Here is a 25,639-nt window from a genome sequence, read left to right on the forward strand (position 1 = left end):
CGCACTCCATGCTTGCGCGGTGACCAGACGCAGCAACGCCTGTTTCCAGCAGCGGCCGCGCAGCCCCATTGCCTCCCATTGCCCTCACGCATCCAGCGCCGCACTGACCACATCCCATGGCTGGTCCAGGCCGGGGCTGGCGAAGCGATAGACGATGCGGCGGCGGTAAGTCTCGCCAGGGCGCAGGATCGTGGAAGGGAAGTTGGCGTGGTTGGGCGCGTCCGGGTAGTCCTGCGGCTCCAGGCAGACACCGCGCCCCAGTCCGGGATGATGGGCGTCCAGATGCTGCCCTTCGTAGAGCTGCACCGCCGGCGCATCGCTGCTGATGCGCAGCGCCACGCCACTGTGCGGCGAGTACAGTTCGGCCACGCGGTCTGCGCCGTCTGCCAGCACCAGGCACTGGTCGTAGCCCTTGCCGAGCACCACCTGCGGATGCGCAGAGTCGATGCGGTCGGCCAGCGCGGCAGGCGTGCGGAAATCGAAGGGCGTACCCGCGACCGATGCGATCTCGCCGGTCGGGATCGACTCGGCATCCACCGGCAGATAGCGGTCGGCAGGCACCCGCAATACCTGCGCGGCCGCACGCGTCTGCGGGTCGCCCGACAGATTGAAGTACGGGTGATGGGTCAGGTTCAACGGCGTGGCGGCGTCGCAATGCGCTTCGAAGTCCAGCTGCAGGCTGCGCCCGTGCAGCGCCAGACGCGCACGCACCTGCAGATTGCCGGGGTAGCCTTCTTCGCCATCGGGCGAGTCGTAACCCAGCAGCACCTGATCCGAGGTCTGCTCCAGCACGCTCCACACGCGCCGACCGAACCCACGCAGGCCGCCATGCAGCTGGTTGCGCCCTTCGTTGGCCGCAAGCAGGTGCGTCACCCCATCCAGGGTGTAGCGCGCACCGGCGATGCGGTTGCCGAAGCGGCCCACCAGGATATTGAGGCTGTCGCCATCGGCCGCGTAGGCAGGCAGGTCCGGCAAGGCCAGCAGCAACGGCACCACGCCGTGCGCGGTGGTCAGCCGCAGCGCATGCAGGATGCCGCCATACGTCAGCACCTCGACCTCCAGCCCGGCATCACTGCGCAGGGTAAGCGCGTGGACCTCGACACCGTCTGGCAACTGCCCGAACACTCGCTGCATGAATGGCCCCGCCACTGATGGAAGCTGGCGAGCATAGCGGTGTCGCGCATCTGACGACCATGCCCTTGCGCACATCTCCACGTGCGGCACGCGCAGCCGCAGATCGGTGTCCGCGGCCGTGCTCGCCTGCGGCGGTCGCGCTGCAGCACGACAACCGGCCGCGCCACGCACTACGCTAAGCCAGCGCCGCTCCTACAGCAGCGCGTGACCAACCCGACGACCAACACAGGAGCGCCCAGCCCATGCAGTGGATTTCCCTCACGTTGCGGACTTCATGCGAACGGCTGGCGCAGACCGTCGTTGCCGCCGCCCTGGCGACCGCCGTCTGCAGCGTGTCGGCGGCCGAGGTCAAGGTGACCGGGACGCTGCGTGCGGACCAACCGGGCGCGCAGGTCTCGCGGCAGCTCTTTGGTCAGTTTGCAGAGCATCTGGGTACGGGCATCTACGGCGGCGTGTGGGTGGGCGAAGACTCCCCGATTGCCAATACGCGCGGATACCGCAACGACGTGCTCGCCGCGTTGAAGGCGATTGCGGTGCCGAACATCCGCTGGCCGGGCGGCTGCTTTGCCGACGAATACCATTGGCGCGATGGCGTGGGTAACCCGGCCAAACGCCCGATCCGCGTGAATACGCATTGGGGCGGCGTGGAAGAGTCGAACCGGTTCGGCACCCACGAGTTCATGGACTTCACCGAACTGCTCGGCACCCAGGCCTATATCGCCGGCAACGTGGGCAATGCGGCGCCGGACGAGATTGCGCAGTGGACCGAATACATGACCGCGCCCACACGCTCCAGCCTGGCCAACGAGCGCCGCGCCAACGGCCGCGATGCGCCATGGAAGGTGCCCTACTTCGGCGTGGGCAACGAGCTGTGGGGATGCGGCGGCAATATGCGGGTGGAATACGCGGCCGACGTCTATCGGCGCTACCAGACCTTCGTCAAGGCGCCGGCCAACCAGCCGCTGCTCAAGATCGCGCCCGGCCCCAATAACGACGACTACCACTGGACCGAGGTGATGATGCGCGAGGCTGGCACGCTGATGGACGGCCTGAGCCTGCATTACTACACCGTGCCCGGCGGCTGGCCGCCGCGTGCCTCATCGACCGACTTCGACGAGCGCGCCTGGATCGACACGCTGTCGCGCACGCTGGTGATGGACGAGCTGATCACCAAGCACAGCGCGATCATGGACAAGTACGACCCGCGCAAGAAAGTCGCGCTGGTGGTCGACGAATGGGGCACTTGGTACGCAGGTCTGCCCGATGCGAATCCGGGATTTCTGCATCAACAAAACAGCCTGCGCGATGCGCTGGTTGCGTCGCTGAACATCGATATCTTCAGCACGCATGCCGAGCGCGTGCGCATGGCCAACATCGCGCAGATGGTCAACGTGTTGCAGGCGATGATCCTCACTGATGGCGACAAGATCGTACTGACGCCCACCTACCACGTGTTTGCGCTGTACAAGCCCTACCAGGACGCCACGCATCTGCCGCTGCAGCTGCAGACACCGGAGTACCGCCACGGCGACACGCATGTGCCGGCGGTGCATGGCTCGGCAGTCAAGGCGAAGGATGGGCATGTGTATGTCGCGCTGACCAACCTGGATGCCACTGCCGCGGCAAGCGTCAGCGTAGACGTGCAAGGGCTGTCTGCACGCCGCGTCGACGGGAAGATTCTGACCGCGCCGGCGATCACTGCCCACAACACCTTTGTGCAGCCGCGCGTCGTCGAACCGAAGCCATTCAACGGCGCCCGTTTGCAAGCGAAGGTGTTGACGGTGGCGCTGCCTGCGCACTCGGTGGTGATGCTCGAGCTGCAGTAAGCCAGCTATCGCGGAGTTATCGCTTCAAGAACGCGCAACAAAACCATTGCGCGACCACCATGCAAGCCAGGCCGTTGCTGGAAGTCAGCATGTCACGTGCGCACGTCAGGGTGCGTACGCCACCCACACTCGCTTGGCCGGTCGCTGCGTTTGATTGGCCGATCTAAACCGATGTAGGCACCGATGCCGGTAGCGGATCCGGCTCAGCAACGCGCCACTCTAGAGGCAAGCGTTCCAGTACGTGCGCCATGAAAACGCGCACTTTCGGGGTAAAATCACGGCGGTCGGCCACGCAAAGAAACAGACGCAATGGCTCGACGGCGGCCTGCGTTGCGTCGCTGCCATCGGGCACAAACAACGCTTGCAGTTGACCGCGCTGCAGGTAGGGCTGCACCACGAAGGCGGCCAGGCGGGTAATGCCGCCGCCAGCGACGGCCATGGTGGCCAGCGCGTCGACATCGTCGCTGACCATCGCCTGGCCAAGTTGCGGCTGAAACCGCACGCCGTCGCGCACGAAGTTCCAACGCAAAAAGCGCCCGTCCACCGGGTAGCGCAGCAATAGACAGTCGTGATATTTGAGCTCGTCCGGGTGCTTGGGGGTGCCGCAGCGGGCCAGATACTCGGGCGCGGCGCATACCACGAACGGCACATCCGCAATGGGCCGTGCCACCAGGCCATCTTCCAGCTGCGCTTCGATACGCAAACTGACATCCACGCTCTCCTGCGCGTGCTGCACCACTCGGTCGGTGCACAGCAGTTCGATCTTCAACTGCGGATATTGCTGACGCAGCGCAGGCAGCATCGGCGCGAGCACATGGCGTGCGAACGCGGCGGTGCTGGCCACACGCAATCGTCCCGCCAGCGCCTGCTGCGGGCCGGCCACCAGTTGCCGCGCACGCTCCAGGTCGCGCTCCAGTTGCCGCACCTGTTCGAAGTACAGCGCACCGCGTTCGGTCAATGCCAGGCTGCGGGTGGTCCGGTGCAGCAAACGCACGCCCAGGTGCTGCTCGAGCCGCGCGATGTTCTGGCTGACCGCGGCGGCGCTGACGCCCAGCAATTTGGCTCCACCGGCAATGCTGCCGGCATCCACGGTGCAGACGAAACTGCGAATCGACTGAAGAATATTCATTAATTGAGCAAGTATTCCCGAGCGATTCGTAAGATTCTCTTACGTAAGCCGCAAGGTTACGCGATCTACCCGAGCTGCGACGCTCGCCCTAGAGTTGCGCCATGCCGCTGGTTCGCGGCAAGCGAGGCCACCCTATGTCGTCATCCCCCCCCTCCTCCGCACTGGCGCGCTCACGTTGGAAGCTCGGCGTACGCGCCACGCCGTTCGTGTTTGCGTTTTACATGGCCGCGATCATGGCGTTGCTGATGTGCGTCGTGATCACCGGCGCCAATACCGGGCTGACGCCGGGATTCGGATGGCGCGTGCTGGATGCCTACCGCATTGCGATGCCCACCGCGTTTTGCTGCGTGCTGGTGGTGCGGCCGCTGGTAAGCCGCCTGGTTGCGTGGACCGTGCATGCGGGTCAGTGACGAACGCAGGCACGTGCAACGCTGGTGATCGACGGGCGCATCCACATGGCAGTACCTGCGCGCGTACGGCGTAGATGGCACCGCCATGCTGCAAGCGCTTCCATGCATCCTCGACACGTTTGAGGTCTGACTGGCTCGCGCATGCCAGCCGCTGTGCGGCAGTGGAAATTCCCCGAGCATGGGCGATCGCATCAGGCTGCTGCCGCGCAACATGCGGCAGCCGACGTTTGCGACCGTCGTCATACCAATGATTGATTATTCCGGAATGAACACCACGGAACGGAAACACGCCGAACAATTGCTTTGACTCTGAACCAGGCGCTGCGCAGCGTCGTCTCTCCACGGACCCGGGTCCATCATCGGAGAGGCGCATGAGCGTCGTACGCAGCGTCACCATGCAGTTCGCTGTTTTGCTGGGCATCGCACTGGCCCCCTGCACGCAAGCGCAGACCCTGGTGTGGGAAGACAACTTCAACGGTCCATCGATCGACGGCACCAAGTGGACGTACGACGTCGGCAACGGGTGTCAGATCAGCTTGTGCGGTTGGGGCAATGGCGAGATGCAGTACTACACCAGTCGCCCCGACAACGCGCGCATCGAAAACGGCCGGCTGGTGATCGAAGCGCGCCGCGAAGCGTTTGGCGGCATGCCCTTCACCTCGGCACGGCTCAAGACCGAAGGCCGCATGCATTTCACCTACGGCACGCTCGAAGCGCGCATCAAGACGCCGGTGGTCGGCAATGGGCTGTGGCCGGCGTACTGGATGCTGGGCACCATCGGCGTGTGGCCCGGGCGTGGCGAAATCGATCTGATGGAAGCCGGCATGGCTGCGGCGATCGCCAACGGCACCGCCAATCGCCGTATCGGTGCTGCAGTGCATTGGGACTACAACGGCTCGCAGGCCGACTACGACACCAGCTACACCAGCCCGGTGAATCTGCACACCGATTTCCATGTGTACCGCATGACCTGGGACCCGCAGTTCATCCGCATCTCGATCGACGGGCAGCAGTACTTCGAATTTGCGATTTCCAATATCGAAGGTGCCTCGCTGCACGAGTTCCATCAGCAGCAGTATCTGCTGCTCAATCTGGCGGTGGGTGGCACCTACACCGGGGTGACCTCACCGGCCGCGGTGACCGCGCCGCTGCCGGGCAAGATGGAGATCGATTACATCCGTCTGTATCAAAACCCCGGTTCGCAATTGTATGTGGGCAGCCAACACGCCATGCCGGCCGGACGCTTCGGTGTGTTCACCGACCAGGCCGATACCAGCGCGCGATTGACCTTCGGCCAGGATGCCGAACTGTATCTCTGGAACAACCTCACCCCGATCGCGCAAGCGCCGTTCGAAGGGGCCAATGTCATGTCGTATCGCGCCAACGCGGGGGCCTGGTATGGACTGGAAATCCAGAGCGATTACCGCAATCTGGCTGCCTACGCAGGCGGCGCGCTGAAGCTGCAGGTAAAGACCACCACCGCATCGACATTCAAGATCGGCATCAACACCAGCTTCGGCGATAGCTGGGTAGATTTTGCGGCCGGCGGCAACCAGTACGGCCTGGTGCGCGATGGCGCCTGGCACGAGGTGAGCATTCCGTTCAGTGCCTTCTACGACCTGGATCTGCAGGCGGTCAAACAGCCTTTCATGCTGGTGGCCGATCCGCCGGGCGCGCCGGTGGAGATCGCCATCGACAAGGTCTACTACCAGAGCCGTTGACGCCGCAGCGGATGCAACCTGCGGCCAGCGCTCAGGCGTTGGCCGCAACGCCCTTCAACATGTCGATAAGCTGACGCAAGCGATAAGGCTTGGGCAGGAAGTCGACCCCAGCCGGCAGCGGCGGCAGCTGCGCTTTCGCAAACCCCGAGGCCAGGATGACGCGCGCCTGCGGCAACAGCTGCGCCACCTGCTCGCTCAATTCGATCCCCGACATACCGTTGGGCATGCGGATATCGCTGAACACCACATCGTAGGGGCCGCTGTCGCGCAGCATGCGCAAGGCGTCATGGGCATCATCGGCGGTGTCGACGGTGATGCCTGCATCGCGCAATGCCTCCCCGATCAACTCGCGCAATTCTTCTTGGTCTTCCACCATCAGCAGGCGCAGGGGTTCAGTCATGCTCGGCCTCCTCGATGGCCGGGAGAAACAGGGTGACGGTGGTGCCGCACCCAGGTGCGGTCTCCAGATCGACAAAGCCACCGGATTGGGACGCAAAGCCATACACCTGGCTCAATCCCAGGCCGGAGCCTTTGCCGACATCCTTGGTGGTGAAAAACGGCTCGCTGGCGCATTGCGCCACCTGTGCCGACATGCCGGGGCCATTGTCGCGCACTGCGATGCTGACGTAACGACGCGTGGCGCCCTGCGGCGCAGACGGTGCAACGCGCTGCTGCACGGCGGTGATCACGGTGATGGCGCCACCGGCCGACATCGCATCGCAACTATTGAACACCAGATTGAGCAGCGCCGCTTCCAGTTGGCCGGGGTCCACGCATACATCGGGCAACGCATCGGCGAAGTCCAGCGAGAGCGTTACCGCGGTCGGGCAGGCGCGGCGCAATAGTTCAAGCGTGCGCGTCACCACCGCATTGGCGGCATGCCGCTCCGGAACCAGGCGCTGCCCACGTGCGAAGGCGAGCAGCTGGCGTGTCAGCAAGGTGCCGCGATCCACCGCGGTCTGCGCCGCTTCCACCAGCATGCGCGTGCGCGCATCGTCGCCGGCACGCAGCGCGATCAGATCTAGGCTGGTCACCATCACCGTCAGCAGATTGTTGAAGTCGTGCGCCATGCCCAGCGTCAACCGACCCAGTGCCTCGACTTTCTGCGAATGCAACAGCGCGTGCTGCGCCTGCTGCAATAGACGTTGCGCGTCATGGCGGTCGGTGACATCGCGGGTGATCTTGGCAAACCCGACCAGCACGCCGAACTCCAGTACCGGTTCGATCACCACGCTGGCCCAGAAGCGGCTGCCGTCCTTGCGTACGCGCCACCCTTCAGCAGCAAGACGCCCCTGCCGCTTGGCAATGTCCAGGTTCTGCATGGGCTCGTCGCGTTGCACATCTTCGGGCAGATAGAAACGCGAAAAATGCGAACCAAGCACGTCAGCAGCGGTATAGCCCTTGATGCGCTCACCGCCGGGATTCCAGCTGCGCACATAGCCGCCGGTGTCGAGCATATAGATCGCGTAATCGGAGACGCTTTGCACCAACAGCTGGCACTGCCGGCTGTCGTGCGACAGCGGCCCTGCGTTGTCGATGGTCGTTTCCGTCTCCATCGCACGATGTTCCCCCGGAAAAGCGCGCGACCATAGTGACGTTGCCGTGAAGGCTGCGTGCAAGCCAACCCGGCTGGAAAAGCGTCAAAAACCCGGCGATTGGCGCGTGAAAGTTATCGGCTACCATGACCGCCCTCTCAGTTTGGTGCGCGCGCCTCATGCAGAACATCTCGACCACACGCGACCGCTGGATCTGGGTCATCGCGGGGGCCTTGATGGCTGGCACGTTGAGCGTGGAGTTGGTCACGCCGCTGGGGTATGCGGTATGGCTAACCTACTTCGTGGCGGTCGGCGTGACGGTCTTTCAGAACCGCCCGCAGGCGCCGCTGGTAGTCGGCGTGCTGTCGTGCGTGCTGCTGGCGATCGGTTTTCATCTGGCGCCGCCCAGCACCAATTCGAGCTTCTCATCGATCAACCGCAGCATTGGCGGCGTCTCGTTTCTGGCGATGGCGTTGGTGGTGACGCAGGCGATCCGCGCACGTCGTCAGGCCGAATTGGCGTTGTGGCTGCAGCAGGCCGAAAACACGGTCGAAGCCAGCCTGCGTGGCGATCAAAGCCCGGAAAACTTGGCCGATGCCGCGCTGCGCGCGCTGTGCGACACCTTGGGCGCACAGGTCGGTGCGCTGTACCGCATCGAAGGCGAGCGCCTGCGGCTCACCGGCGGCGCGGCGCTACCGGTCGACATGCCCAAGACGCTGCCCAGCAATGCCGGCCAATGGGGTGAGGTGTTGCAGCGTGGCACGGTGCGCCGCGTGCGCGGCGTGGATGCCGGGCATCTGCAGATTGCCTCCGGCCTTGGTCAAAGCGCCTGCCAGGAATTGCTGCTGGCCCCGGTGACTGCCGATGGCCGGGTAATCGGTCTGCTGGAACTCGGTCGGGTCACCGACGCGCAGACATCCGGATCGCGCGAGCAAGAATTGCTGGCACGTTGCGGTGAAAACATCGGCCTGGCGCTGCGCACCGCGCTGCTGCGCGCGCAGTTGATGGCCCTGCTGGAAGAAACCCAGCGGCAGAGCGAGGAACTGCAGACGCAGCAAGAAGAACTGCGCGTGGCCAACGAAGAACTGGAAGAACAAAGCCGCAGCCTGCAGCAATCGCAAAGCGATCTGGAACAGCAGCAGGCCGAGCTGGAACAAACCAACGTCCAGCTGGAAGAACGTACCCAGGCGCTGGAAGCGCAGAAGCAGGCGCTGCTGGTCGCGCAAGGCCAGCTGGTGCGCAATGGCAACGAACTGGCCACCGCTTCGCGCTACAAGTCGGAATTTCTGGCCAACATGTCGCACGAGCTGCGCACTCCGCTCAACAGCGCGCTGATCCTGGCCAAGCTGCTTGCCGACAACAAGGACGGCACGTTGAGCGCCGACCAGGTGAAGTACGCGCAGGCGATTCTGTCGTCCAACAACGACCTGCTCGCGCTGATCAACGACATCCTGGATCTGTCCAAGATCGAAGCCGGGCACGTGGAACTGACCGACGATACCGTCGCCACCAGCTCGGTGCTGCAGCGACTGCGCGACACCTTTGAACCGCTGGCGCGACAGAAGGGCCTGACCCTGGAGATCGGAACCGAGGCCGACGCACCGACGCAGCTGGTGGTCGACAACCAGCGTCTGCAGCAGATCCTTAAGAACCTGCTGGCCAACGCGATCAAGTTCACCGAACGCGGCACGGTCAGTCTGTCGATCCAGGCGAGCGCGCCGGGACGGGTGCTGTTCAAGGTCGACGACACCGGCATCGGCATCGCACGCGAACAGACCGATGTGATCTTCGAAGCGTTCCGGCAGGCCGATGGCAGCACACGGCGTCGCTATGGCGGCACCGGCCTGGGCTTGTCGATCTCGCGCGACCTGGCACAACGCATGGGCGGCGGCATCAGCGTGGACAGCGAACCCGGGCGCGGCAGTTGCTTCACCCTGGAATTGCCGACCGACGGTGCACCAGCAGAAGCGATGCGCGCCGCCGAGGCGACATCGACGTCGAGTGCAATCAACGCGCCCGCGCTATCGCGTCACCACACCGGCATGACGATGACAGCGCGGCCTGGCAAGCACACCGGCGTTGTCTCCGCTGCAGTGCCGCTGCCGATTCCTGCGCCCAACGCGGCGCCACAGCAATGCGCACAGGACGACCGCGATCAGCGCACCCGTCCCGGCCGGCTGATCCTGGCGGTGGAAGACGACACCCGCTTTGCGCAGGCCCTGGTGGACCTGGCGCACGAGTTGGATTTCGATTGCGTAGTCGCCCCCAGCGCCGAAGAAGCGCTGCGATTGGCCGCCGAGTTGCGCCCCAGCGGCATCCTGCTCGACATCGGCTTGCCGGATGCCTCCGGCCTGAGCGTGCTCGAACGCCTCAAGCGCGACCCTGCCACCCGTCACATCCCGGTGCACGTGGTGTCTGCACTGGAACGCAGCCAGATCGCGTTGGAATTGGGTGCGGTGGGCTATCTGATCAAGCCGGCAACGCGCGAGTTGCTGGCCGGTGCGATCCGTCAACTGGAAGACACCAACGCGCGTGCGGTGCGTCGCCTGCTCATCGTCGAAGACGACAGCGCCTTGCGCGAAAACCTGCAGTTGCTGCTGGCGCGCGACCAATTGGACATCGTTGCGGTGGGCAGCATTGCCGAGGCGATGGCGCAGTTGGCCGGCTCGACCTTCGACTGCATGGTCACCGATCTCACCTTGCCCGATGGCAGCGGCTACGACCTGCTCGAACGCATGGCCGGCAACGACGCAGTGGCGTTCCCGCCGGTGATCGTCTACACCGGCCGCGCGCTCACCCGCGACGAAGAACAGCGCCTGCGCCGGTATTCCAAGAGCATCATCATCAAGGGCGTGCGCTCGCCCGAACGGCTGCTCGACGAAGTGACCCTGTTCCTGCACAGCGTGGAAGCCTCGCTGCCCAGCGACCAGCAACGCTTGCTGCGTGAAGCACGTCGCCGCGATGCGGTGCTCGATGGCGCCACCGTGCTGCTGGCCGAAGACGACGTGCGCAACATCTTTGCGCTGTCCAGCGTGCTCGAACCGCTGGGCGTGACCCTGGAGATCGCACGCAATGGCCGCGAAGCGCTGGAACGCCTGGCCGAGCGTGAGGTGGACCTGGTATTGATGGACATCATGATGCCGGAGATGGATGGCATCACTGCGATGCGCGAGATCCGCGCCAATCGCCAGTGGCAGGATCTGCCCATCATCGCGCTGACCGCCAAGGCCATGGCCGACGACCGCGAACGCTGCCTGGAAGCCGGTGCCAACGACTACATCGCCAAGCCCATCGACGTGGACAAGCTGGTGTCGCTGTGCCGGGTCTGGTGCTCGCGGCAATGACGCCGGTTGAACTCTTCGATCTGGAGTTGCGGGTGCTGCTGGAAGCGGTGTACCAGCGCTATCACTACGATTTTCGCGATTACGCGGTGTCGTCGTTACGGCGGCGCATGCGCCATGCCATGGCGCGTTTCGAGTGCGCCCGCGTGGCCGATCTGCAGCATCGGCTGCTGCACGAACCGGAGACGTTTGCGCAGGCGATGCAGTTCTTCACCGTGCAGGTGTCGGAGATGTTTCGCGACCCGGCGTACTTTCGCGTGTTGCGCGAGCATGCGGTGCCGGTGTTGCGCACCTATCCGTCGATCAAGTTGTGGGTGGCCGGCTGCAGTACCGGCGAAGAGGTCTGGTCGCTGGCGATCCTGCTGCACGAAGAAGGCTTGCTGGAAAAGGCCGTGATCTACGCCACCGACATCAATCCCGAAGCGTTGAACATGGCCGAAGCCGGCGCGTACGGCATCGATCGCATCGCACAGTTCAGCCGCAACTATCTGGATGCCGGTGGCCGTGGGTCGTTGTCGGACTACTACACCACCGCCTACGACGGTGCGGTGTTCGACCGCCGCTTGAAGCGCAATATCGTATTCGCCGATCACAGCCTGGCCACCGATACGGTGTTCTCCGAAGTGCATCTGGTGTCGTGCCGCAATGTGCTGATCTATTTCAACCGCGGCCTGCAGGACCGTGCCGTGGGCCTGTTCTTCGACGCGCTGGTGCACCGCGGGTTTCTGGGCCTGGGCAGCAAGGAATCGCTGCAATTCGGCGCACATGCGCAGGCCTTTGAAACCTGCGCACGCGAACAACGCCTGTATCGGAAGGCCGCATGAGCAGCACTCCTGCGTACCGGCAGTTCGACGCCATCGTGATCGGCGCCTCCGCCGGTGGCGTGATGGCGCTGCAGGCGCTGTTGTCCCACCTGCCCGCCGATCTGCCGATGCCAGTGCTGGCGGTGCTGCATCTGCCGCGCGACCGCACCAGCCATTTGGCCGAGCTGATGGACGCGCGTTGCGCGTTGCCGGTGCGTGAGGCGGACGACAAGCAGCCATTGCGCCCCGGCACCGTGACCATCGCCCCGCCCGACTATCACCTACTGGTGGAAACCCGCGACAGCCTGGCCCTGTCGATGGATGCGCCGGTGCTGTTCTCGCGCCCGGCGATCGACCCCTTGTTCGAATCGGCTGCGGACGTGTTTGCCGAGCGTCTGTTGGCGATCCTGCTCACCGGCGCCAGCAGCGATGGCAGTGCCGGCGTGGCCGCAGTGCGCGCAGCAGGCGGCACCGCCTGGATCCAGCTGCCCGATGATGCCGCGTCTCCGCTGATGCCCGCCTCTGCCCTTGCTCACGCCGGTGCCGATGCGGTGCTGACCCTGCAGGCGATCTGCAACCGACTGGAAGTCTTTCACCCATGAATCTCACCACGACCGGCCTTGCTGCGCACGGCGACGAACCCGCCAAGCTCCTGATCGTGGACGATGTGCCGCAAAATCTGGTGGCGATGGAAGCGCTGCTGCAGCGCGATGGTATCCAGGTGCTGTGCGCATCCTCCGGCGCGCAAGCGCTGGAACTGCTGCTCGAACACGATGTGGCGCTGGCCCTGCTCGACGTGCAGATGCCGGAAATGGACGGCTTTTCGCTCGCAGAACTGATGCGCGGCTCGCAGCGGACCCGGCATGTCCCGATCATCTTCCTGACCGCATCGCCAAACGATCCGATGCGCGCGTTCCAGGGCTACGAAAGCGGTGCAGTGGATTTTTTGCACAAGCCCATCGAGCCCCACGTGATCCTGAGCAAGGTCAATGTGTTCATCGAGTTGTACCAACAGCGCCGGCTGCTCAAGGCGCGCAATGCCTCGCTGGAACGCGCGCTCACGCTCAACGAAACCATGATGGCGGTGCTCACCCACGATCTGCGCACGCCGCTCTCGGTGATCCTGTTGTGTGCGGACAAACTGAGCCTGGACGTCGATGGCGACGGCTCGGCCGCACGCACGCTCGGACATTTGGAAACCAGCGCGCGGCGCATGGCGCGCATGGTCGAACAACTGCTGGATTTCTCGCGCCTGCGCACCGACGGGCTGTCGATGCAGTTCGGCCCGTGCAATCTGGGCGAAGTGGCGCACAGCGTGGTCGGCGAGGTGGCGCAGGCCAACCCGCTCACCACCATCGACCTGCGCACCGAAGGCGACCTGGACGGCGACGGCGACGGCGATCGGCTGGCGCAGGTGGTGTCCAACCTGGTCGGCAATGCGGTGCTGCATGGCGGCAATCATCCGGTGCAGGTGCATCTGGACGGCCGCGAGCGCGACGTGCTGCGGCTGTCGGTCCGCAACACCGGGCACATCCCCGACAGCTTGATGCCGCGCTTGTTCGAACCGTTCAAGGCCAGCTTCCATGCCAGCCAGGGACTGGGGCTGGGATTGTTCATCGCCGATCAGTTCGTCAAGGCGCACGGCGGCACGCTGCAGGCGCGCAACGAAGCCGGCGATGTGGTGTTCGAAGCAACACTGCGGCGGCACAACCTGGCTGCATGATCGCAGCACGCGCGGGCGGCCAGGCAACGCGCTGGCGGCCTGCGACAACGCATGTGGCCACGCTGCGCTGTGCGGCTCGACGTCCGCGCAATGCCCGGCGCAGGCGCACGGCGCACCCCGCACCGCTCACCACCAGCCCATCTGGGCGTTGCAGCATCGCAACCGCACCTGGCGTGCGCATCCAACGTGGATCGCACGTCATCGGCGCGCCCTGTGACGCATCGCCGGACTCAACCGCAGCCGATGGGGTCATGCGAGCGCAAGCAGTGCCAGTCGCCGAAATGCACCGTATGCTCCGCTCGATGCCCTGGTGCCACGCGCCTGAACACGGCTCTCTACGTTCTTCGATCGCACCAACATCTGTTCGTCATCATCAGGCGCACGCCGTGCGTCATGTCAGCGGAGGCGGTTATGTCGTATGTCGATGGGTTTGTCCTTGCAGTGCCCAAGGCCAACAAGGACACGTTTCAGGAGTACGCCCGCATGGGCGATACGATCATCATGGAGTACGGCGCACTGCGCGTGATGGAGTGCTGGGGCGACGATGTCCAGCAGGGCCAATGGACCGACTTCCAGCGCGCGGTAGCGGCCACCGACGACGAGATCGTGGTGTTTTCGTGGATCGAATGGCCGGACAAGGCCACCCGCGATGCGGGCATGCGCAAGATGATGGACGACCCGCGCATGGACCCGGCCGTCAACCCGATGCCGTTCGATGGCAAACGCATGATCTACGGCGGCTTTGTCCCGATCGTGGCGCTTGGGCAATCGGCCTGAGCGAAGCAGCGCGCGATTGCCCGCGCGCTGTCGCCTGGCCGCCGCAGGCATCATGCGCGGCGGCCGGCCTCCCGACACAGGGCCTTCTGCCGTGGTCGCTACACTGACCACATGCAGCCGCATGTGCCGTCGGTGATGTCCGGGCGTCGCGACTGCATTGCCTGTCCACCGGAGACCACCGCATGACCGACGCACCGCTCCTGATCGCCTGCCCGAACTGCGCCGCCATGAACCGCGTTGCGCGCGCACGCCTGCACGATGCGCCCAACTGCGGCAGTTGCCATCGGCCGCTGTTTCTGAGGGCGCCGATAACCTTGTCGGCAGCGGATTTCGACAAGCATGCCGTGCGCAGCGAACTGCCGCTGGTGGTGGATTTCTGGGCGCCGTGGTGCGCGCCGTGCCTGAGCATGGCACCGCAATTTGCGGCCGCCGCCGCGACGCTGGAGCCGCAGGTGCGGCTGGCCAAGGTGGATACCGATCTGCATCCTGCGCTGGGCACGCGTTTTGGCATCCGCAGCATCCCCACCCTGCTGGTCATCCGCGGCGGCCATGAGATCGGCCGTCATTCCGGCGCGGTGAGCAGTGCGCAGATCGTCAGCTGGGTGCGCTCGGTGCTGGACGGTCGCTGATAAAAAAGCCAGCTGCGCATGCACGCAGCTGGCCTTCTTCGATACAGGCGCGGCTGCGACGCGTACGCCGCAGCCCACCGATCAGCTGGCGATCACTGCCAGTTGACGTTGACCGACACGCCCACGATGCGCGGCTCGTTGTACACCGCCGCCATGTAGTTTTCGATCACGCCCTTGACGTTCTTTTCGTTGGTGATGTTGCGCGCGAATGCCGCCACTTCCCATGCACCGTAGCCGCCGGTGTAGCCCAGCTTGAGGCCACCTTCGAAGTTGCCGTCGGCACGGAACTCGGTGGAGTCGTACAGCACAAAGCTGGTCTCGCCCTGCTTGTTCCAGTCGGTGGACACGAAAAACGCGCCGTCGTTGCCCATCGGAATGTCGTAGCGCGCGGCCAGGTTGAGGTTGTACTTGGGCGCGTTGGGCAGCGGGTTGCCGTCGATCTGCGCGAAGGTGTTGGCGCCGACGCGGATGGTGGGGTCGTTGACCGTGCACACCACCACGCCATTGAGCGCGCAGGCCTGCGCAAACACGCGTTTGTCGTTGATTTCGCTATGCAACAGGCTCAGGCCCGCGGTCAGCGACAGGTTGGAGATCGGGCGCCAATCCAGGTCTGCTTCCAGACCGTAGGCCTTGGCCTTGTCGGCATTGAACAGCACGCCATTGCCGTCCGAATCGTTGCCGTTGAGCTGGATGTCATCGACGGTGTAGGTGAAACCGCTGACATTCAGGCGTAGCCGGTTCTGGAACAGGCTGCTCTTGATGCCGGCTTCCCACGACAGAATGGTTTCCGAATCGGCAGTGGTGAAATCCGAATTGAACACCGCGCTGCGGCCCTGGATGGTGGGACCGCGGAAGCCGCGTGCCACGCGTGCATACACGCTCAGGTCCGGGTTGAGTTCATACATCGCGCTCAGATCCCAACTGGGCTGGGTGTCTGACATGCGCACATCGCGACGGCCGCGGTAGGTCACCGCACCGGCCGCGGTGTCGGCGGTCTTGAGCAGACGGGTTTCCTTGGTGTCCTTGGTCTGGCGGATGCCGGCAGTCAGCGTCAGCGCATCGGTGGCTTTATAGCTGAGCTGACCGAAGCCGGCCCACGAGGTATTGGTGTTGCGCAGCCGTACCCAATTGTTGGGATTGCGCGCAGCAGTGCGCAGGAAATACGCACGCTGATAAAAATCGGTGGTGTCGCGGCCATCGAAATAGAACGCGCCCACCTGCCACTGCAGCGCGTCGTCGCCCTCGCTGGCCAGACGCAGTTCCTGGGTGTACTGATCCAGATCGCGAATCTGCCCCATCGATTGGCCGAACCCGTTCGGCACGCCATTGACCGGGTAGTTGGCCGCCGCACCGCCATCGGTGTCGCCACGGCTATAGCCGGAGGTGGTTTCGTAAGCGGTGATCGAGGTCAGCGAGACGCCGCCGAAATCGTAGATCGCCTTGATCGAGCCGCCATCGGTCTTGTAGGCCTGCGGGTTGTCGTTGGCTTCGTCGTAGGCCACGCGATCGCGCGGCACGTCGACCTTGTCGCTGCCGCGCGTCACCGCATTGCGCAAGAACAGCGTGGAGGTGCCGTCGTAATCGCGGGTGTGCACCGAGCCCAGCAGCGAGAACACATCGTTGGGCTTCAACAGCACCTGCAGGCGCGCATTGCGGTCGTTGTAGCCGCCCATTGCATCCTTGCGCGGGGTGCGCGTGCCATCGGCGCTGCTGCCGGCAAAGGTGTTGTCCACCCAGTCGTCGCGGTGCTGGTACAACGCCGACACGCGGAACGACAGCACGTCGTTGATCGGCCCGCCGAAGCCGCCATCCAGCGACACCGTGTTGTAGCTGCCGTAGCTGGCGTCGACGCGGCCGGTGTAGGTATCGCCGGGCTTGACGGTGTCGAACTTGACGATGCCGGCGGTGGTATTGCGGCCGAACAAGGTGCCCTGCGGGCCGCGCAGCACTTCGACCTGGTCCACGTCGTAGACCGGGTTGGACTTGAGCACCACGTGCTCCAGCACCACGTCGTCCTGGATGATGGAAACCGGCTGCGAGGCACCCAGATAGAAGTCGATATTTCCCAGGCCACGGATATAGAAGCGCGGGAAGATGCGCCCGGTGGTGGTCTCGGCGTAGAAGCCCGGCACGCGGCCGGACAGCGCCAGCAAGGTGTCGTCGCCGCCGGCGGTGTACTCGCGCATCGCCGTGCCCTGCACCACGCCCACCGACACCGGCACCTCCTGCAGGTTCTGCTCGCGGTGCTCGGCGGTGACGGTCACCGCATCCAGCGCAGTAGGGCTGCCCTCGTCCTGGCTGGCCGGCGCTTGCTGGGCCGATGCGGCAGCGGCCATCGAGGCGAGCAGCAGACCGGCGCAGGCGCGTGCCAGCGGCGTACGTTGCGGTGCACGCGCATCCAGATGCGCAACAACGGACCTCAGCGACGGAGAAACAGACGAGTACAACGACATGCGGGTTGATCCTTGGGTAAAGACGCGAAGATGAGTCCGTTCGGCATGGGTCTGCCAGAAGGGGGCGCCGCATGGCGCCGCGCGCACGATATGTCAGCAATGTTGCAGCGAAGTGGCAGGCGTGCCGATCCGCGCCCATCGGCCACGTTGCGCACAGCCATGCCACCACACGCGTGCGGCATGGCAAAACGGCATGCCCTGCCCGGCGGCGAGCTGTCATGCTGCCGCGAGGCTGGCGCTACGCCAGTAGCGCGCATCGGGGGACCTGTCGTGAAACCAATCGGATGGATGCTGGGCCTGATGGCCGCGGTGAGTTGTCAGCTGGCCTACGCCGGCAGCGCACTGATCACCCAGGTGGATTACCAGGGCGATGACGGCGGCCCGTTGCCGACCGAGGCGCAGTACCGCAATCCGGTGGTGGCCGGGTTTTATCCGGACCCGTCCGCGATCCGGGTCGGCGACGACTTTTATCTGGTCAATTCCACGTTCGGCTATTTTCCCGGCCTGCCAGTGTTCAAGAGCAGCGACCTGGTGCACTGGAACCAGATCGGCAACGCGATCGATCGCGCCGACCAAGTCGACTACGGGCGCGACGAACTGACCCGTGGCCTGTTCGCCGCCAGCATCAGCCACCACGACGGCACCTTCTACATCGCCAACACCTGTTTTTACTGCGATGGCGGCAACTTCCTGATCACCGCCACCGATCCGGCCGGGCCGTGGTCCGATCCGATCTGGCTCGACGCCAAGGGCATCGACCCGTCGCTGTTTTTCGATGACGACGGCAGCGCCTGGCTGGTCAACAACGATGTGCCCGCCGGCAAGTTGCGCTACGACGGACACCGCGCCATCTGGCTGCAGCAGCTGGACCTGACCCGCATGAAGCTGGTCGGCACGCGTCAGGCGATCGTGGATTCGGGCTTTCAACCGGCCACCAATCCCGAGCACATCGAGGGCCCGCATCTGTTCCGCCGCGATGGCTATTACTACCTCACCGCGGCCGAAGGCGGCACCGGCGAGCAGCATGCGCAGATGATCTACCGTAGCCGCCAGATCACCGGCCCCTACGAGCCCTGGAGCGGCAATCCGGTGCTGACCCAGCGCGACCTGGACCCGAGCCGCAGCGCACCGATCACCTCCACCGGGCACGCGCAGTTCGTCGAGCTCAAGGACGGCACCTGGTGGGCGGTGTTCCTGGGCACCCGCCCGTATCAGGGCAACCACTACGCGCTTGGCCGCGAAACCTTTTTGTTGCCGGTGCAATGGCGCGACGGCTGGCCGCAGGTAGTGCCGCACGGCAGTGCTGTGCCGCCGGTGGCCACGCGTCCCGCATTGCCGAGCGGCACCCAGACCCTGCCCACCAGCGGCCCGATGCAATGGAGCGAGCGCTTCCAGGAAGCGCGCGTGCCGATGCAATGGATGACCATCCACCCGCCCACCCAACCGTGGTACCTGCCCGGCCCGCAGGGGTTGCGCATCACCCCATCGCAGGTCGCGCTGGGCGACATCGGCCGCGGCCAACCCGCGTATCTGGGCCATCGCCTGCAGCATCACCACGCCACGCTGGCGGCCAGTGTCGATGGCAGCGCGCTGGCGGCCGGCGAACAGGCCGGTCTTGCACTCGTGGCCAAGGAGAGCCACTTTCTGGCAGCCATGCTGGTGCGCGATGAGGCTGGCGCGTCGGTGGTGCTGTATCGCCGCGCCGGCCTGCAGGACCCGAGCACCGGCACCGTGCTGGCGCGTGCGCCGCTGCCCGATGCAACGCAACCGGTGCAGCTGCGCTTTGCGCTGGACGGCGCGCGCGTGCATGTGGATTACGCGGTGGGCAGCGGCCAGTGGCAGACGCTGCTCGAACAGGGCGACGCCACCCTGCTCAGCACCGAGACGGCCGGCGGTTTTCTGGGCGCCACGTTCGGGCCGTACGCGTATTCGCGTTGACTGCCGACACACTTACACCGCACTGCCGTGCAATCAGCTCCATGCAGTGCACGCGAAAACTGGCGCGCTCTGTTGCTTGCGGTGTCTGCGCCTGGCGCAGGCCTGATCGAACGCGCTACTGCGGATGCGATTTATTGCATCCAGTGCCGCAACAGCAGCGTCGTGCCGCAGCGTCGTCGTATCCGACGTCGCATCCACCCACACCAACATGCAAATCACTGCGCCTTATGCGCGCGCCAGCACGCTGCTGTCGAGCATCTGCCCCACCGTATTGAGCAGATCGTTGAGGCTGAAGGGCTTGGGCAGCAAGGCCATGCCGTCGGCCAGGAACTCCTGCCGCGTGATCGCGTTTTCGGCGTAGCCGGTGATGAACAAAATCGGCAACCCCGGACGCAACGTACGCGCCACGTCGGCCATGTCGCGCCCGTTCATGCCCGGCAGGCCGACATCGGACACCAGCAGATCGATCTGCACATCGGTACGTAACTGCTCCAGTGCACCGATGGCATCTTCGGCTTCGATCACCTCATAGCCGGCGTCGCTGAGCACCTCGCTCACCATCATGCGCACCACGTCGGTGTCGTCCACCAGCAGGATGCGCGCGTTGCGCGCCCGCGGCGTTGTCGGCGCCGGTGCCGGCGGCAACGCGCTTGCCGACAGTCCGCGCGGCAGCAACAACGCCACCGTCGTGCCCTTGCCGATCGCACTGGTGATACGCGCGGTACCGCCGGATTGGCGCGCAAAGCCGTAGGTCATCGACAACCCAAGGCCAGTCCCTTCGCCGATGGGTTTGGTGGTGAAAAACGGCTCGAACACCTGGTTGAGGACGGCAGGTTCGATGCCGCTGCCATTGTCGATGACGTTGACCGCCACGTATTCGCCATCGTCCAGTTCCGCGTCGTTGTGCGCGGTGTAGGCCGCGGTCTGCACACAGATCGTGCCCTGCCCGCGCAAGGCGTCGCGGGCGTTGATCACCAGGTTGAGCACCACGTTCTCGAGCTGGTTGGCATCGGCAATGGCCACCAGCGAGGTATCGGCAAGCTCCAGCTCCAAGGCGATGTTCTCGCCGATCGAGCGTTGCAGCATGTCTTCCAGCGAACGCACGCGAAGATTGACGTCGAACGGCTGCGCATCCAGCGATTGCTTGCGCGCAAACGCGAGCATGCGCTGGGTCAGCGCTGCAGCACGATGCGCAGAGCCGGTGGCAATCTCGGCCAGGCGCGGCACACGTTCGATACGGTTGGATTCCACCGCCAGCTGGATCATGTCCAGGCCGGAAATGATGCTGGTCAACAGATTGTTGAAGTCGTGCGCAATGCCGCCGGTGAGCTTGCCCAGCGCTTCCATTTTTTGCGCCTGCAGCAGCTGGATTTCGGTGCGCTGGCGTTCGGCGATCTGGTGCGCCAGTTCGGTGGTGGCGGTATCCAGCTCCTGGCGCTGCTCGCGCTCGCGCTCGCGCCGCTCGGTGACGTCTTCCACCATCAGCAGGCCCAGATCCGGCTCGCGGTACGGCGACACCCGCCATTCGGTTTCGCACAGCTTGCCATCGCGCAGGATCGACAGCGTGCCGCTCCAGCGCTCGCGCTGCGCCAATGCGCTGGTCAGCGCCTGCACGGTGGCCGTTTGATCCAGCCCGGCGGCATGGATCGCATCGCCCGGCGTGGCGTCGCCGATCAGGCGCTGAAACGCCGCGTTGAGTTCATGCGTGTGCAGGGCGGCATCGACCACCGCGATCGGCGCGCTGATGTGCTCGAAGATCTCGCGGAAGCGGGCCTCGCTGACACGCAATGCTTCTTCGGCATTACGCGCGCGCAACAGCGTACGCAAGGTGGCGACCAGCACATTGGGGTCGACCGGATGAATCAGGTACGCATCGGCGCCGGCATCCAGGCCGGTGATCATGTCGCCGGTGGCGATCGATGCGGCAGACACGTGTACCACCGGCAACAACGCGGTGCGCGGCTCGGCGCGCAAGCTGCGCACGATGTCGAAGCCGCTCATGTCCGGCAGGTTGACGTCCAGCACCACACCGGCAAAGGTCTGCGTCGCCAGCTTGCTCAGGCCTTCGGTACCGGTGCCGGCTTCGTCGACCACAAAACGGTGATGCTCAAGCACGCGCCGCACCGAATAGCGCGTCACCGCGTTGTCATCGACGACCAGAATGTGCTGCTTACTGCTCAAGTGCCTTCTCCGCTGCCAGCGTCACCGGCAGGACTACGAAAAATTCCGAGCCTTGCCCGACCACGCTGTTGATGCCCACCCGTCCGCCAAGCAATTCGGCAAACCGCTTGCAGATCGCCAACCCCAGCCCGGTGCCGGTCAGGCGCTTCTGCAGCGGCGAGTCCACCTGTACAAAATCTTCGAACAAAGCATCGTGAAGCTCGGGCGCGATCCCGATACCGGTGTCCTGCACACTGAAGCGTACGTGCTCGTCGCCTTCCAGCTGCGCCAGCACGCGCACCTGGCCCTGCGGGGTGAATTTGAGCGCATTTGAAATGAAGTTGCGCAGGATCTGCGCCAGCTTCTTGTCGTCGGTGTAGAGCATCGGCAGCACCGGCGGATCTTCGAAAATCAAGGTCGTGCGGCTGGCATCGGTCAGCGGGCGGAACATCCCGCGCAACGCTGCGAACAGGTCCATCAGATCGAACCAGCCCGGCGAAATGGTGACCCGCCCAGCTTCGATCTTGGCCAGATCCAGCAGGTCATCGACCATCTCGGTGAGCTCGCGCGCCGACGCGCTGACAAAGCGTACCTGCTTGAGTTGCTCGTCGTTGAGCGGTCCGTCCATGCCGTCCTCCAGCAGCCGGGTGATGCTCAGGATCGAACCCAGCGGCGTGCGGAACTCATGGCTCATGTACGACAGGAACCGACTCTTGAGTTCGGATACCTCGCGCAGCTGTTCGGCCTGCTGGTCGAGCTCGGCATACAGTGCCAGCACGCCCTGATTGGTTTCTTCCAGCTCCTGGCGCAACGCCTGGTTCTGCTGGCGCAGGGTTTCAAGTTCGGCGATCGAAGCGCTGCCGGGCGCTGCATCGGATGCGTTCATTGCATGCCTCCCAGGCGCATGACGAAAACGCACGCATCGTCGCGGCCGCGCGCATAATCGCGCAGCAGCACCGCCGCAATGATGCGTGGATGGCGCGACAACAGCCCGGCGTGATCGCGCAGGTTCCAGCGTGTCTGCAGACCGTCGCTATGCATGACCAGCAGCTTGCCCGCAGCCTGCGGAAAATCGAAAGGGTTGGCCTTGCGAAACTGCACGCCGACGATGCCCGGGTGCGACGGCATGCCGCGCACACCATCGCCGTCGCACAGCATTGCGCCGATATTGCCAACGCCGGCAAAGCGCACCTGCCCACTGCTGCGGTCGAACTGCATCACCGCCGCAGCACCGCCACGGCTACCGGACATGCCGGCATGCAGTCGTGCGACACGTTCATCGGGGTAGCCACTGGCAGTGGCGGCAACGCGGGCGCCGGCATCGGCGGCATCGGCCGCGCCCGGCCCGTGGCCCAGGCCATCGATCAGGGTGACGGTGACGCGCTGCGCATCGATTGCCAGATGCCAGGCATCGCCACACACCACTTCGTTATGCAGCGGCAGCCGGATCGCGCCATAGGGCAGATCGCGCGTGGCGCGTGCATCGGCATAGACGCGCGCCAACACGACCGCCCCGGTGCGGTCCGAATACGCATCCAGCAGCGCCGCATTCCGGTGCACCGTACCCAGGCCGTTGCCTGGCGTGCTGCCGGTGGAATAGCCGTCGGGCAAACAATCGGCGAGTACAAAGCCCGGGCCCTGGTCTAGCGCACACAGCTCCACGCCGATGCCGTCGCGACCGGCCACGCTGCACAGCTGGATCTGCCCGCCGCCACCGTGGTTGAGCAGATTCGTACACAGCTCGGTCGCAACCAGGGCAACGCGGCCGCAAGCGTATTCGTCGAACCCAATGGCCTGCGCAAGCGCCACCGCATCGCGGCGCACCTGCCCTACCTGGCTCACTTCCTCAACGCGGATGACCTGGGTGAGTGCGCCGGCGACATTCACTTCCATTTGGTGATGGTGATGCGCGTGCCCTTGCCGGCCGCAGTGTCCAGCACAAAATCGTCCACCAGCCGTCGACTGCCGGACAGGCCCAGCCCCAGCCCGCTGCCGGAGGTCCAGCCGTCGGTGAGCGCAAGATCCAGATCCGGGATGCCCGGACCTTCGTCGCGAAAGGTCAGCTGCACGCCCTTGCGGATACCGCTTTCCACCAGTGCCCAATCCATGTCGCCGCCGCCGCCGTAGATCACGGTGTTGCGCGCCAGCTCGCTGGCTGCGGTGACCAGCTTGGTCTGGTCCACCAAGCGCAGCCCGCACTGCACCACCAGCTTGCGCACGGTCTGCCGCGCCATCACGACGTCCTGCTCGGTCCGCACCGGCTGCGAGCCGGTGGTCATGATGCGGGGTCGGGTTGCTGCAACAGCCGCATGCCGCGTTCGACGTCGAGCGCCGTACGCACAGAGGGCAAGGTCAGCCCCAGTTCCACCAGGGTGATCGCCACCGCCGGTTGCATGCCTACCACCACGGTGCGGGCGCCCATCAGCGTCGCCAACCCGGAGATGGTGCTGATCATGCGCCCGATGAACGAGTCGACGATATCCAGTGCGGAGATGTCGATCAGCACCCCACGCGCGGAGGTGACGCTGATCTTTTCCGACAAGTCTTCCTGCAGCTGCAGCGCGAGCTGGTCGTGCATGTCCACCTGGATGGTGACCAGCAACAGATTGCCCATCCGCAGGATCGGGATGCGCTCCATGTCAGCCTGCCTTGTTAACGGTCACGCCGGTGCGCTTGAGCGCCAGCGCCAACGCATCGGCCAGGTTGGCCTTGGTCACGATGCCCTGCAGATCCAGGCCCAGATGCACGATGGTTTGCGCAATCTGCGGGCGCACGCCGCTGATGATGGCATCGGCGCCCATCAGCCGGATCGCGGTGACGGTCTTGAGCAAATGCTGCGCCACCAGCGTGTCCACGGTAGGCACGCCGGTGATGTCGATGATGGCGATCTCCGAGCCGGTGTCGACGATGCGCTGCAGCAGCGATTCCATCACCACCTGGGTGCGCTGTGAATCGAGGGTGCCGATCATCGGCAATGCCAGCACGCCGTCCCACAACTTCACCACCGGCGTGGACAGCTCCAGCATTTCTTCCTGCTGCCGCACGATGATGTCTTCGCGGGTCTTCTGGAATGCCTTGACGGTGTACAGCCCCAGGCGGTCCAGCAGTTCGGACAGCGCCCACAGCTGCTGGGCGAGGTCTTCCGGCGTGCTGGCGTATTCGCGCTGCACCAGCTCGAACAGCACGCGCTTGAGCGAAAAGATGAAGTTGGCGGTTTCCTGCGAATCGAAGCCGCGGGTGGCGCGGTCGCGCGATAGATTTTCCAGGAAGCGACGCACTTCGCTCCACTCGGCACTGTCCAGACTGCTACCGTCGTCCTTCAAGGAAGCGACCAACAGCCGAAGAAAGTCCGCGCCCTGGGCCTGCAGATCCTGCCGGGAGATGCGCGCATCGTTGCCGAGGCCTACGTCCAGCCATGCGGCCAACAACGCGGCTTCTTGGCCACGGATCGCGTCGATTGAGCGCTGCTGCAATGCCACCATGAGATCACCCGCCAAAGTTAAGAGGAGACACTGGGCATGCAGGTTGGCCTGCGCCATGACTGACGCGGCGCCCCCACGCCGATGCGCAGCAGAGTAAAGCAATTCAGATTCGGCAACCAGCGACCAAACCTGTAGCAGTCAGAGGACGCTACTGGCGGCAGTTTGACATTGCAGCGCAAGCGCCGAACGTGCACCGGGACACGTCGTTGGAATTGGGAATTGGGAATTGGGAATTGGGAATTGGGAATTGGGAATTGGGAATCGGGAATCGGGAATCGGGAATCGGGAATCGGCATTAGGGTGCTTGGTGTTGGTCGGGAGTGCGCAGGCGCGGACTGCATGTGTGTGATTGGCTGCTGATATGTGTGCCTGAGCAACCGCGAGTGCCGGTCTCTTGCAAGCTGCATGTCCCGGGCTGCTAGGGCTGCTACGGTTGCTACGCGTTGTCGCGCGGGTCTTGCGTGTGCGCGCACGCGCCGGGAGCGCGCGCGTGGCGCCATTGCGCCGCGCATCTGCCCTTTGCTTCTGCACCCACCACGCCATGGCACTCAAGCAACCGCTACCGGCCTCGGCGGTGC

22 protein-coding genes are annotated in these 25,639 nt (G+C 64.8%); 11 read left to right on the plus strand and 11 right to left on the minus strand.

Annotated features, from left to right (window positions below; genetic code table 11):
- Nucleotides 1–84 precede the first annotated feature (84 nt).
- The gene (locus tag VC212_RS02160) at nucleotides 85–1,134 is read right to left on the minus strand and encodes an aldose epimerase family protein (protein WP_323514218.1); all 1,050 of its coding nucleotides are present in this window, start codon (nucleotides 1,132–1,134) and stop codon (nucleotides 85–87) included.
- Nucleotides 1,135–1,376: 242 nt separating this feature from the next.
- Between VC212_RS02160 and VC212_RS02165 the strand changes: the two genes are divergently transcribed.
- A complete protein-coding gene (locus VC212_RS02165) occupies nucleotides 1,377–2,960 on the plus strand; it encodes an alpha-L-arabinofuranosidase C-terminal domain-containing protein (protein WP_323514219.1) in 1,584 nt (527 codons plus the stop codon).
- A gap of 163 nt (nucleotides 2,961–3,123) precedes the next feature.
- On the opposite strand, the gene VC212_RS02170 is transcribed toward VC212_RS02165, so the two are convergent.
- A complete protein-coding gene (locus VC212_RS02170) occupies nucleotides 3,124–4,089 on the minus strand; it encodes a LysR family transcriptional regulator (RefSeq protein ID WP_323514220.1) in 966 nt (321 codons plus the stop codon).
- A gap of 134 nt (nucleotides 4,090–4,223) precedes the next feature.
- Between VC212_RS02170 and VC212_RS02175 the strand changes: the two genes are divergently transcribed.
- The 3 genes from VC212_RS02175 to VC212_RS02185 all read left to right on the plus strand — a co-directional run bounded on the left by VC212_RS02175 (nucleotide 4,224) and on the right by VC212_RS02185 (nucleotide 6,220).
- Nucleotides 4,224–4,499, plus strand: coding sequence for a DUF2798 domain-containing protein (locus tag VC212_RS02175; protein ID WP_055845463.1), 276 nt, complete (start codon nucleotides 4,224–4,226; stop codon nucleotides 4,497–4,499).
- Between the two features lie 178 nt (nucleotides 4,500–4,677).
- Nucleotides 4,678–4,806: a hypothetical protein gene (locus VC212_RS02180; RefSeq protein WP_323514221.1), complete on the plus strand. Its 129-nt coding sequence runs from the start codon at nucleotides 4,678–4,680 to the stop codon at nucleotides 4,804–4,806.
- A gap of 64 nt (nucleotides 4,807–4,870) precedes the next feature.
- On the plus strand, nucleotides 4,871–6,220 hold the full coding sequence (locus VC212_RS02185; RefSeq protein ID WP_323514222.1) for a glycoside hydrolase family 16 protein: 1,350 nt from the start codon (nucleotides 4,871–4,873) through the stop codon (nucleotides 6,218–6,220).
- 31 nt (nucleotides 6,221–6,251) lie between these two features.
- Here the strand turns inward: VC212_RS02185 and VC212_RS02190 are convergent, their stop codons facing one another.
- Together VC212_RS02190 and VC212_RS02195 are read right to left on the minus strand one after the other, a co-directional pair.
- Nucleotides 6,252–6,620 carry a response regulator gene (locus VC212_RS02190; protein WP_055845468.1) on the minus strand — a complete coding sequence of 123 codons (369 nt, stop codon included), beginning with the start codon at nucleotides 6,618–6,620 and terminating at the stop codon, nucleotides 6,252–6,254.
- Nucleotides 6,613–7,776, minus strand: a complete 1,164-nt coding sequence (locus VC212_RS02195) for a PAS domain S-box protein (RefSeq protein WP_323514223.1) — start codon at nucleotides 7,774–7,776, stop codon at nucleotides 6,613–6,615. Before VC212_RS02195 ends, VC212_RS02190 begins: the two co-directional genes overlap by 8 nt.
- A gap of 158 nt (nucleotides 7,777–7,934) precedes the next feature.
- On the opposite strand from VC212_RS02195, the gene VC212_RS02200 reads away from it, so the two are divergent.
- From VC212_RS02200 to trxC, 6 genes are all read left to right on the plus strand, one after another.
- Nucleotides 7,935–11,099: a response regulator gene (locus VC212_RS02200; RefSeq protein WP_323514225.1), complete on the plus strand. Its 3,165-nt coding sequence runs from the start codon at nucleotides 7,935–7,937 to the stop codon at nucleotides 11,097–11,099.
- Nucleotides 11,072–11,920 (plus strand): CheR family methyltransferase, encoded by an 849-nt coding sequence (locus VC212_RS02205; protein ID WP_193552536.1) that lies wholly within the window; start codon nucleotides 11,072–11,074, stop codon nucleotides 11,918–11,920. Before VC212_RS02200 ends, VC212_RS02205 begins: the two co-directional genes overlap by 28 nt.
- Nucleotides 11,917–12,501 carry a chemotaxis protein CheB gene (locus tag VC212_RS02210; protein WP_323514227.1) on the plus strand — a complete coding sequence of 195 codons (585 nt, stop codon included), beginning with the start codon at nucleotides 11,917–11,919 and terminating at the stop codon, nucleotides 12,499–12,501. The genes VC212_RS02205 and VC212_RS02210 overlap by 4 nt, the downstream gene beginning before the upstream one ends.
- Nucleotides 12,498–13,622 (plus strand): hybrid sensor histidine kinase/response regulator, encoded by a 1,125-nt coding sequence (locus VC212_RS02215; protein ID WP_323514229.1) that lies wholly within the window; start codon nucleotides 12,498–12,500, stop codon nucleotides 13,620–13,622. The genes VC212_RS02210 and VC212_RS02215 overlap by 4 nt, the downstream gene beginning before the upstream one ends.
- Nucleotides 13,623–14,033: 411 nt before the next feature.
- Nucleotides 14,034–14,399, plus strand: a complete 366-nt coding sequence (locus VC212_RS02220) for a DUF1428 domain-containing protein (RefSeq protein ID WP_055845481.1) — start codon at nucleotides 14,034–14,036, stop codon at nucleotides 14,397–14,399.
- A gap of 182 nt (nucleotides 14,400–14,581) precedes the next feature.
- A complete protein-coding gene (gene trxC / locus VC212_RS02225; protein ID WP_323514230.1) occupies nucleotides 14,582–15,028 on the plus strand; it encodes a thioredoxin TrxC in 447 nt (148 codons plus the stop codon).
- 92 nt (nucleotides 15,029–15,120) lie between these two features.
- On the opposite strand, the gene VC212_RS02230 is transcribed toward trxC, so the two are convergent.
- On the minus strand, nucleotides 15,121–17,481 hold the full coding sequence (locus VC212_RS02230; protein WP_323514231.1) for a TonB-dependent receptor: 2,361 nt from the start codon (nucleotides 17,479–17,481) through the stop codon (nucleotides 15,121–15,123).
- Nucleotides 17,482–17,769: 288 nt separating this feature from the next.
- Here VC212_RS02230 and VC212_RS02235 point away from each other — a divergent pair, with 288 nt between their 5' ends.
- A complete protein-coding gene (locus VC212_RS02235) occupies nucleotides 17,770–19,419 on the plus strand; it encodes a glycoside hydrolase family 43 protein (RefSeq protein WP_323514281.1) in 1,650 nt (549 codons plus the stop codon).
- Between the two features lie 225 nt (nucleotides 19,420–19,644).
- On the opposite strand, the gene VC212_RS02240 is transcribed toward VC212_RS02235, so the two are convergent.
- The 6 genes from VC212_RS02240 to VC212_RS02265 are packed head-to-tail and all read right to left on the minus strand — an operon-like array spanning nucleotide 19,645 to nucleotide 25,061.
- A complete protein-coding gene (locus tag VC212_RS02240) occupies nucleotides 19,645–21,600 on the minus strand; it encodes a response regulator (RefSeq protein ID WP_323514233.1) in 1,956 nt (651 codons plus the stop codon).
- Nucleotides 21,590–22,465 carry an ATP-binding protein gene (locus VC212_RS02245; protein ID WP_323514234.1) on the minus strand — a complete coding sequence of 292 codons (876 nt, stop codon included), beginning with the start codon at nucleotides 22,463–22,465 and terminating at the stop codon, nucleotides 21,590–21,592. Before VC212_RS02245 ends, VC212_RS02240 begins: the two co-directional genes overlap by 11 nt.
- Nucleotides 22,462–23,472, minus strand: a complete 1,011-nt coding sequence (locus tag VC212_RS02250) for an ATP-binding protein (protein ID WP_323514235.1) — start codon at nucleotides 23,470–23,472, stop codon at nucleotides 22,462–22,464. The genes VC212_RS02245 and VC212_RS02250 overlap by 4 nt, the downstream gene beginning before the upstream one ends.
- Nucleotides 23,463–23,858 (minus strand): ATP-binding protein, encoded by a 396-nt coding sequence (locus VC212_RS02255; protein WP_055845503.1) that lies wholly within the window; start codon nucleotides 23,856–23,858, stop codon nucleotides 23,463–23,465. The genes VC212_RS02250 and VC212_RS02255 overlap by 10 nt, the downstream gene beginning before the upstream one ends.
- A complete protein-coding gene (locus VC212_RS02260) occupies nucleotides 23,855–24,217 on the minus strand; it encodes an STAS domain-containing protein (protein WP_055845505.1) in 363 nt (120 codons plus the stop codon). The genes VC212_RS02255 and VC212_RS02260 overlap by 4 nt, the downstream gene beginning before the upstream one ends.
- Before the next feature lies 1 nt (nucleotide 24,218).
- Nucleotides 24,219–25,061: an STAS domain-containing protein gene (locus VC212_RS02265; RefSeq protein ID WP_323514237.1), complete on the minus strand. Its 843-nt coding sequence runs from the start codon at nucleotides 25,059–25,061 to the stop codon at nucleotides 24,219–24,221.
- Nucleotides 25,062–25,639: the final 578 nt, after the last annotated feature.

The organism is Xanthomonas sp. WHRI 8932A (assembly GCF_035012785.1).
Lineage (GTDB): Bacteria > Pseudomonadota > Gammaproteobacteria > Xanthomonadales > Xanthomonadaceae > Xanthomonas.

What these genes read in the sequence shown, in the direction of transcription:
- VC212_RS02160 (WP_323514218.1), bottom strand. Translation starts at nt 1,134, where the DNA reads ATGCAGCGAGTGTTCGGGCAGTTGCCAGACGGTGTCGAGGTCCACGCG.
- VC212_RS02165 (WP_323514219.1), top strand. Translation starts at nt 1,377, where the DNA reads ATGCAGTGGATTTCCCTCACGTTGCGGACTTCATGCGAACGGCTGGCG.
- VC212_RS02170 (WP_323514220.1), bottom strand. Translation starts at nt 4,089, where the DNA reads ATGAATATTCTTCAGTCGATTCGCAGTTTCGTCTGCACCGTGGATGCC.
- VC212_RS02175 (WP_055845463.1), top strand. Translation starts at nt 4,224, where the DNA reads ATGTCGTCATCCCCCCCCTCCTCCGCACTGGCGCGCTCACGTTGGAAG.
- VC212_RS02180 (WP_323514221.1), top strand. Translation starts at nt 4,678, where the DNA reads ATGGGCGATCGCATCAGGCTGCTGCCGCGCAACATGCGGCAGCCGACG.
- VC212_RS02185 (WP_323514222.1), top strand. Translation starts at nt 4,871, where the DNA reads ATGAGCGTCGTACGCAGCGTCACCATGCAGTTCGCTGTTTTGCTGGGC.
- VC212_RS02190 (WP_055845468.1), bottom strand. Translation starts at nt 6,620, where the DNA reads ATGACTGAACCCCTGCGCCTGCTGATGGTGGAAGACCAAGAAGAATTG.
- VC212_RS02195 (WP_323514223.1), bottom strand. Translation starts at nt 7,776, where the DNA reads ATGGAGACGGAAACGACCATCGACAACGCAGGGCCGCTGTCGCACGAC.
- VC212_RS02200 (WP_323514225.1), top strand. Translation starts at nt 7,935, where the DNA reads ATGCAGAACATCTCGACCACACGCGACCGCTGGATCTGGGTCATCGCG.
- VC212_RS02210 (WP_323514227.1), top strand. Translation starts at nt 11,917, where the DNA reads ATGAGCAGCACTCCTGCGTACCGGCAGTTCGACGCCATCGTGATCGGC.
- VC212_RS02215 (WP_323514229.1), top strand. Translation starts at nt 12,498, where the DNA reads ATGAATCTCACCACGACCGGCCTTGCTGCGCACGGCGACGAACCCGCC.
- VC212_RS02220 (WP_055845481.1), top strand. Translation starts at nt 14,034, where the DNA reads ATGTCGTATGTCGATGGGTTTGTCCTTGCAGTGCCCAAGGCCAACAAG.
- trxC (WP_323514230.1), top strand. Translation starts at nt 14,582, where the DNA reads ATGACCGACGCACCGCTCCTGATCGCCTGCCCGAACTGCGCCGCCATG.
- VC212_RS02230 (WP_323514231.1), bottom strand. Translation starts at nt 17,481, where the DNA reads ATGTCGTTGTACTCGTCTGTTTCTCCGTCGCTGAGGTCCGTTGTTGCG.
- VC212_RS02235 (WP_323514281.1), top strand. Translation starts at nt 17,770, where the DNA reads ATGCTGGGCCTGATGGCCGCGGTGAGTTGTCAGCTGGCCTACGCCGGC.
- VC212_RS02245 (WP_323514234.1), bottom strand. Translation starts at nt 22,465, where the DNA reads ATGAACGCATCCGATGCAGCGCCCGGCAGCGCTTCGATCGCCGAACTT.
- VC212_RS02250 (WP_323514235.1), bottom strand. Translation starts at nt 23,472, where the DNA reads ATGGAAGTGAATGTCGCCGGCGCACTCACCCAGGTCATCCGCGTTGAG.
- VC212_RS02255 (WP_055845503.1), bottom strand. Translation starts at nt 23,858, where the DNA reads ATGACCACCGGCTCGCAGCCGGTGCGGACCGAGCAGGACGTCGTGATG.
- VC212_RS02260 (WP_055845505.1), bottom strand. Translation starts at nt 24,217, where the DNA reads ATGGAGCGCATCCCGATCCTGCGGATGGGCAATCTGTTGCTGGTCACC.
- VC212_RS02265 (WP_323514237.1), bottom strand. Translation starts at nt 25,061, where the DNA reads ATGGTGGCATTGCAGCAGCGCTCAATCGACGCGATCCGTGGCCAAGAA.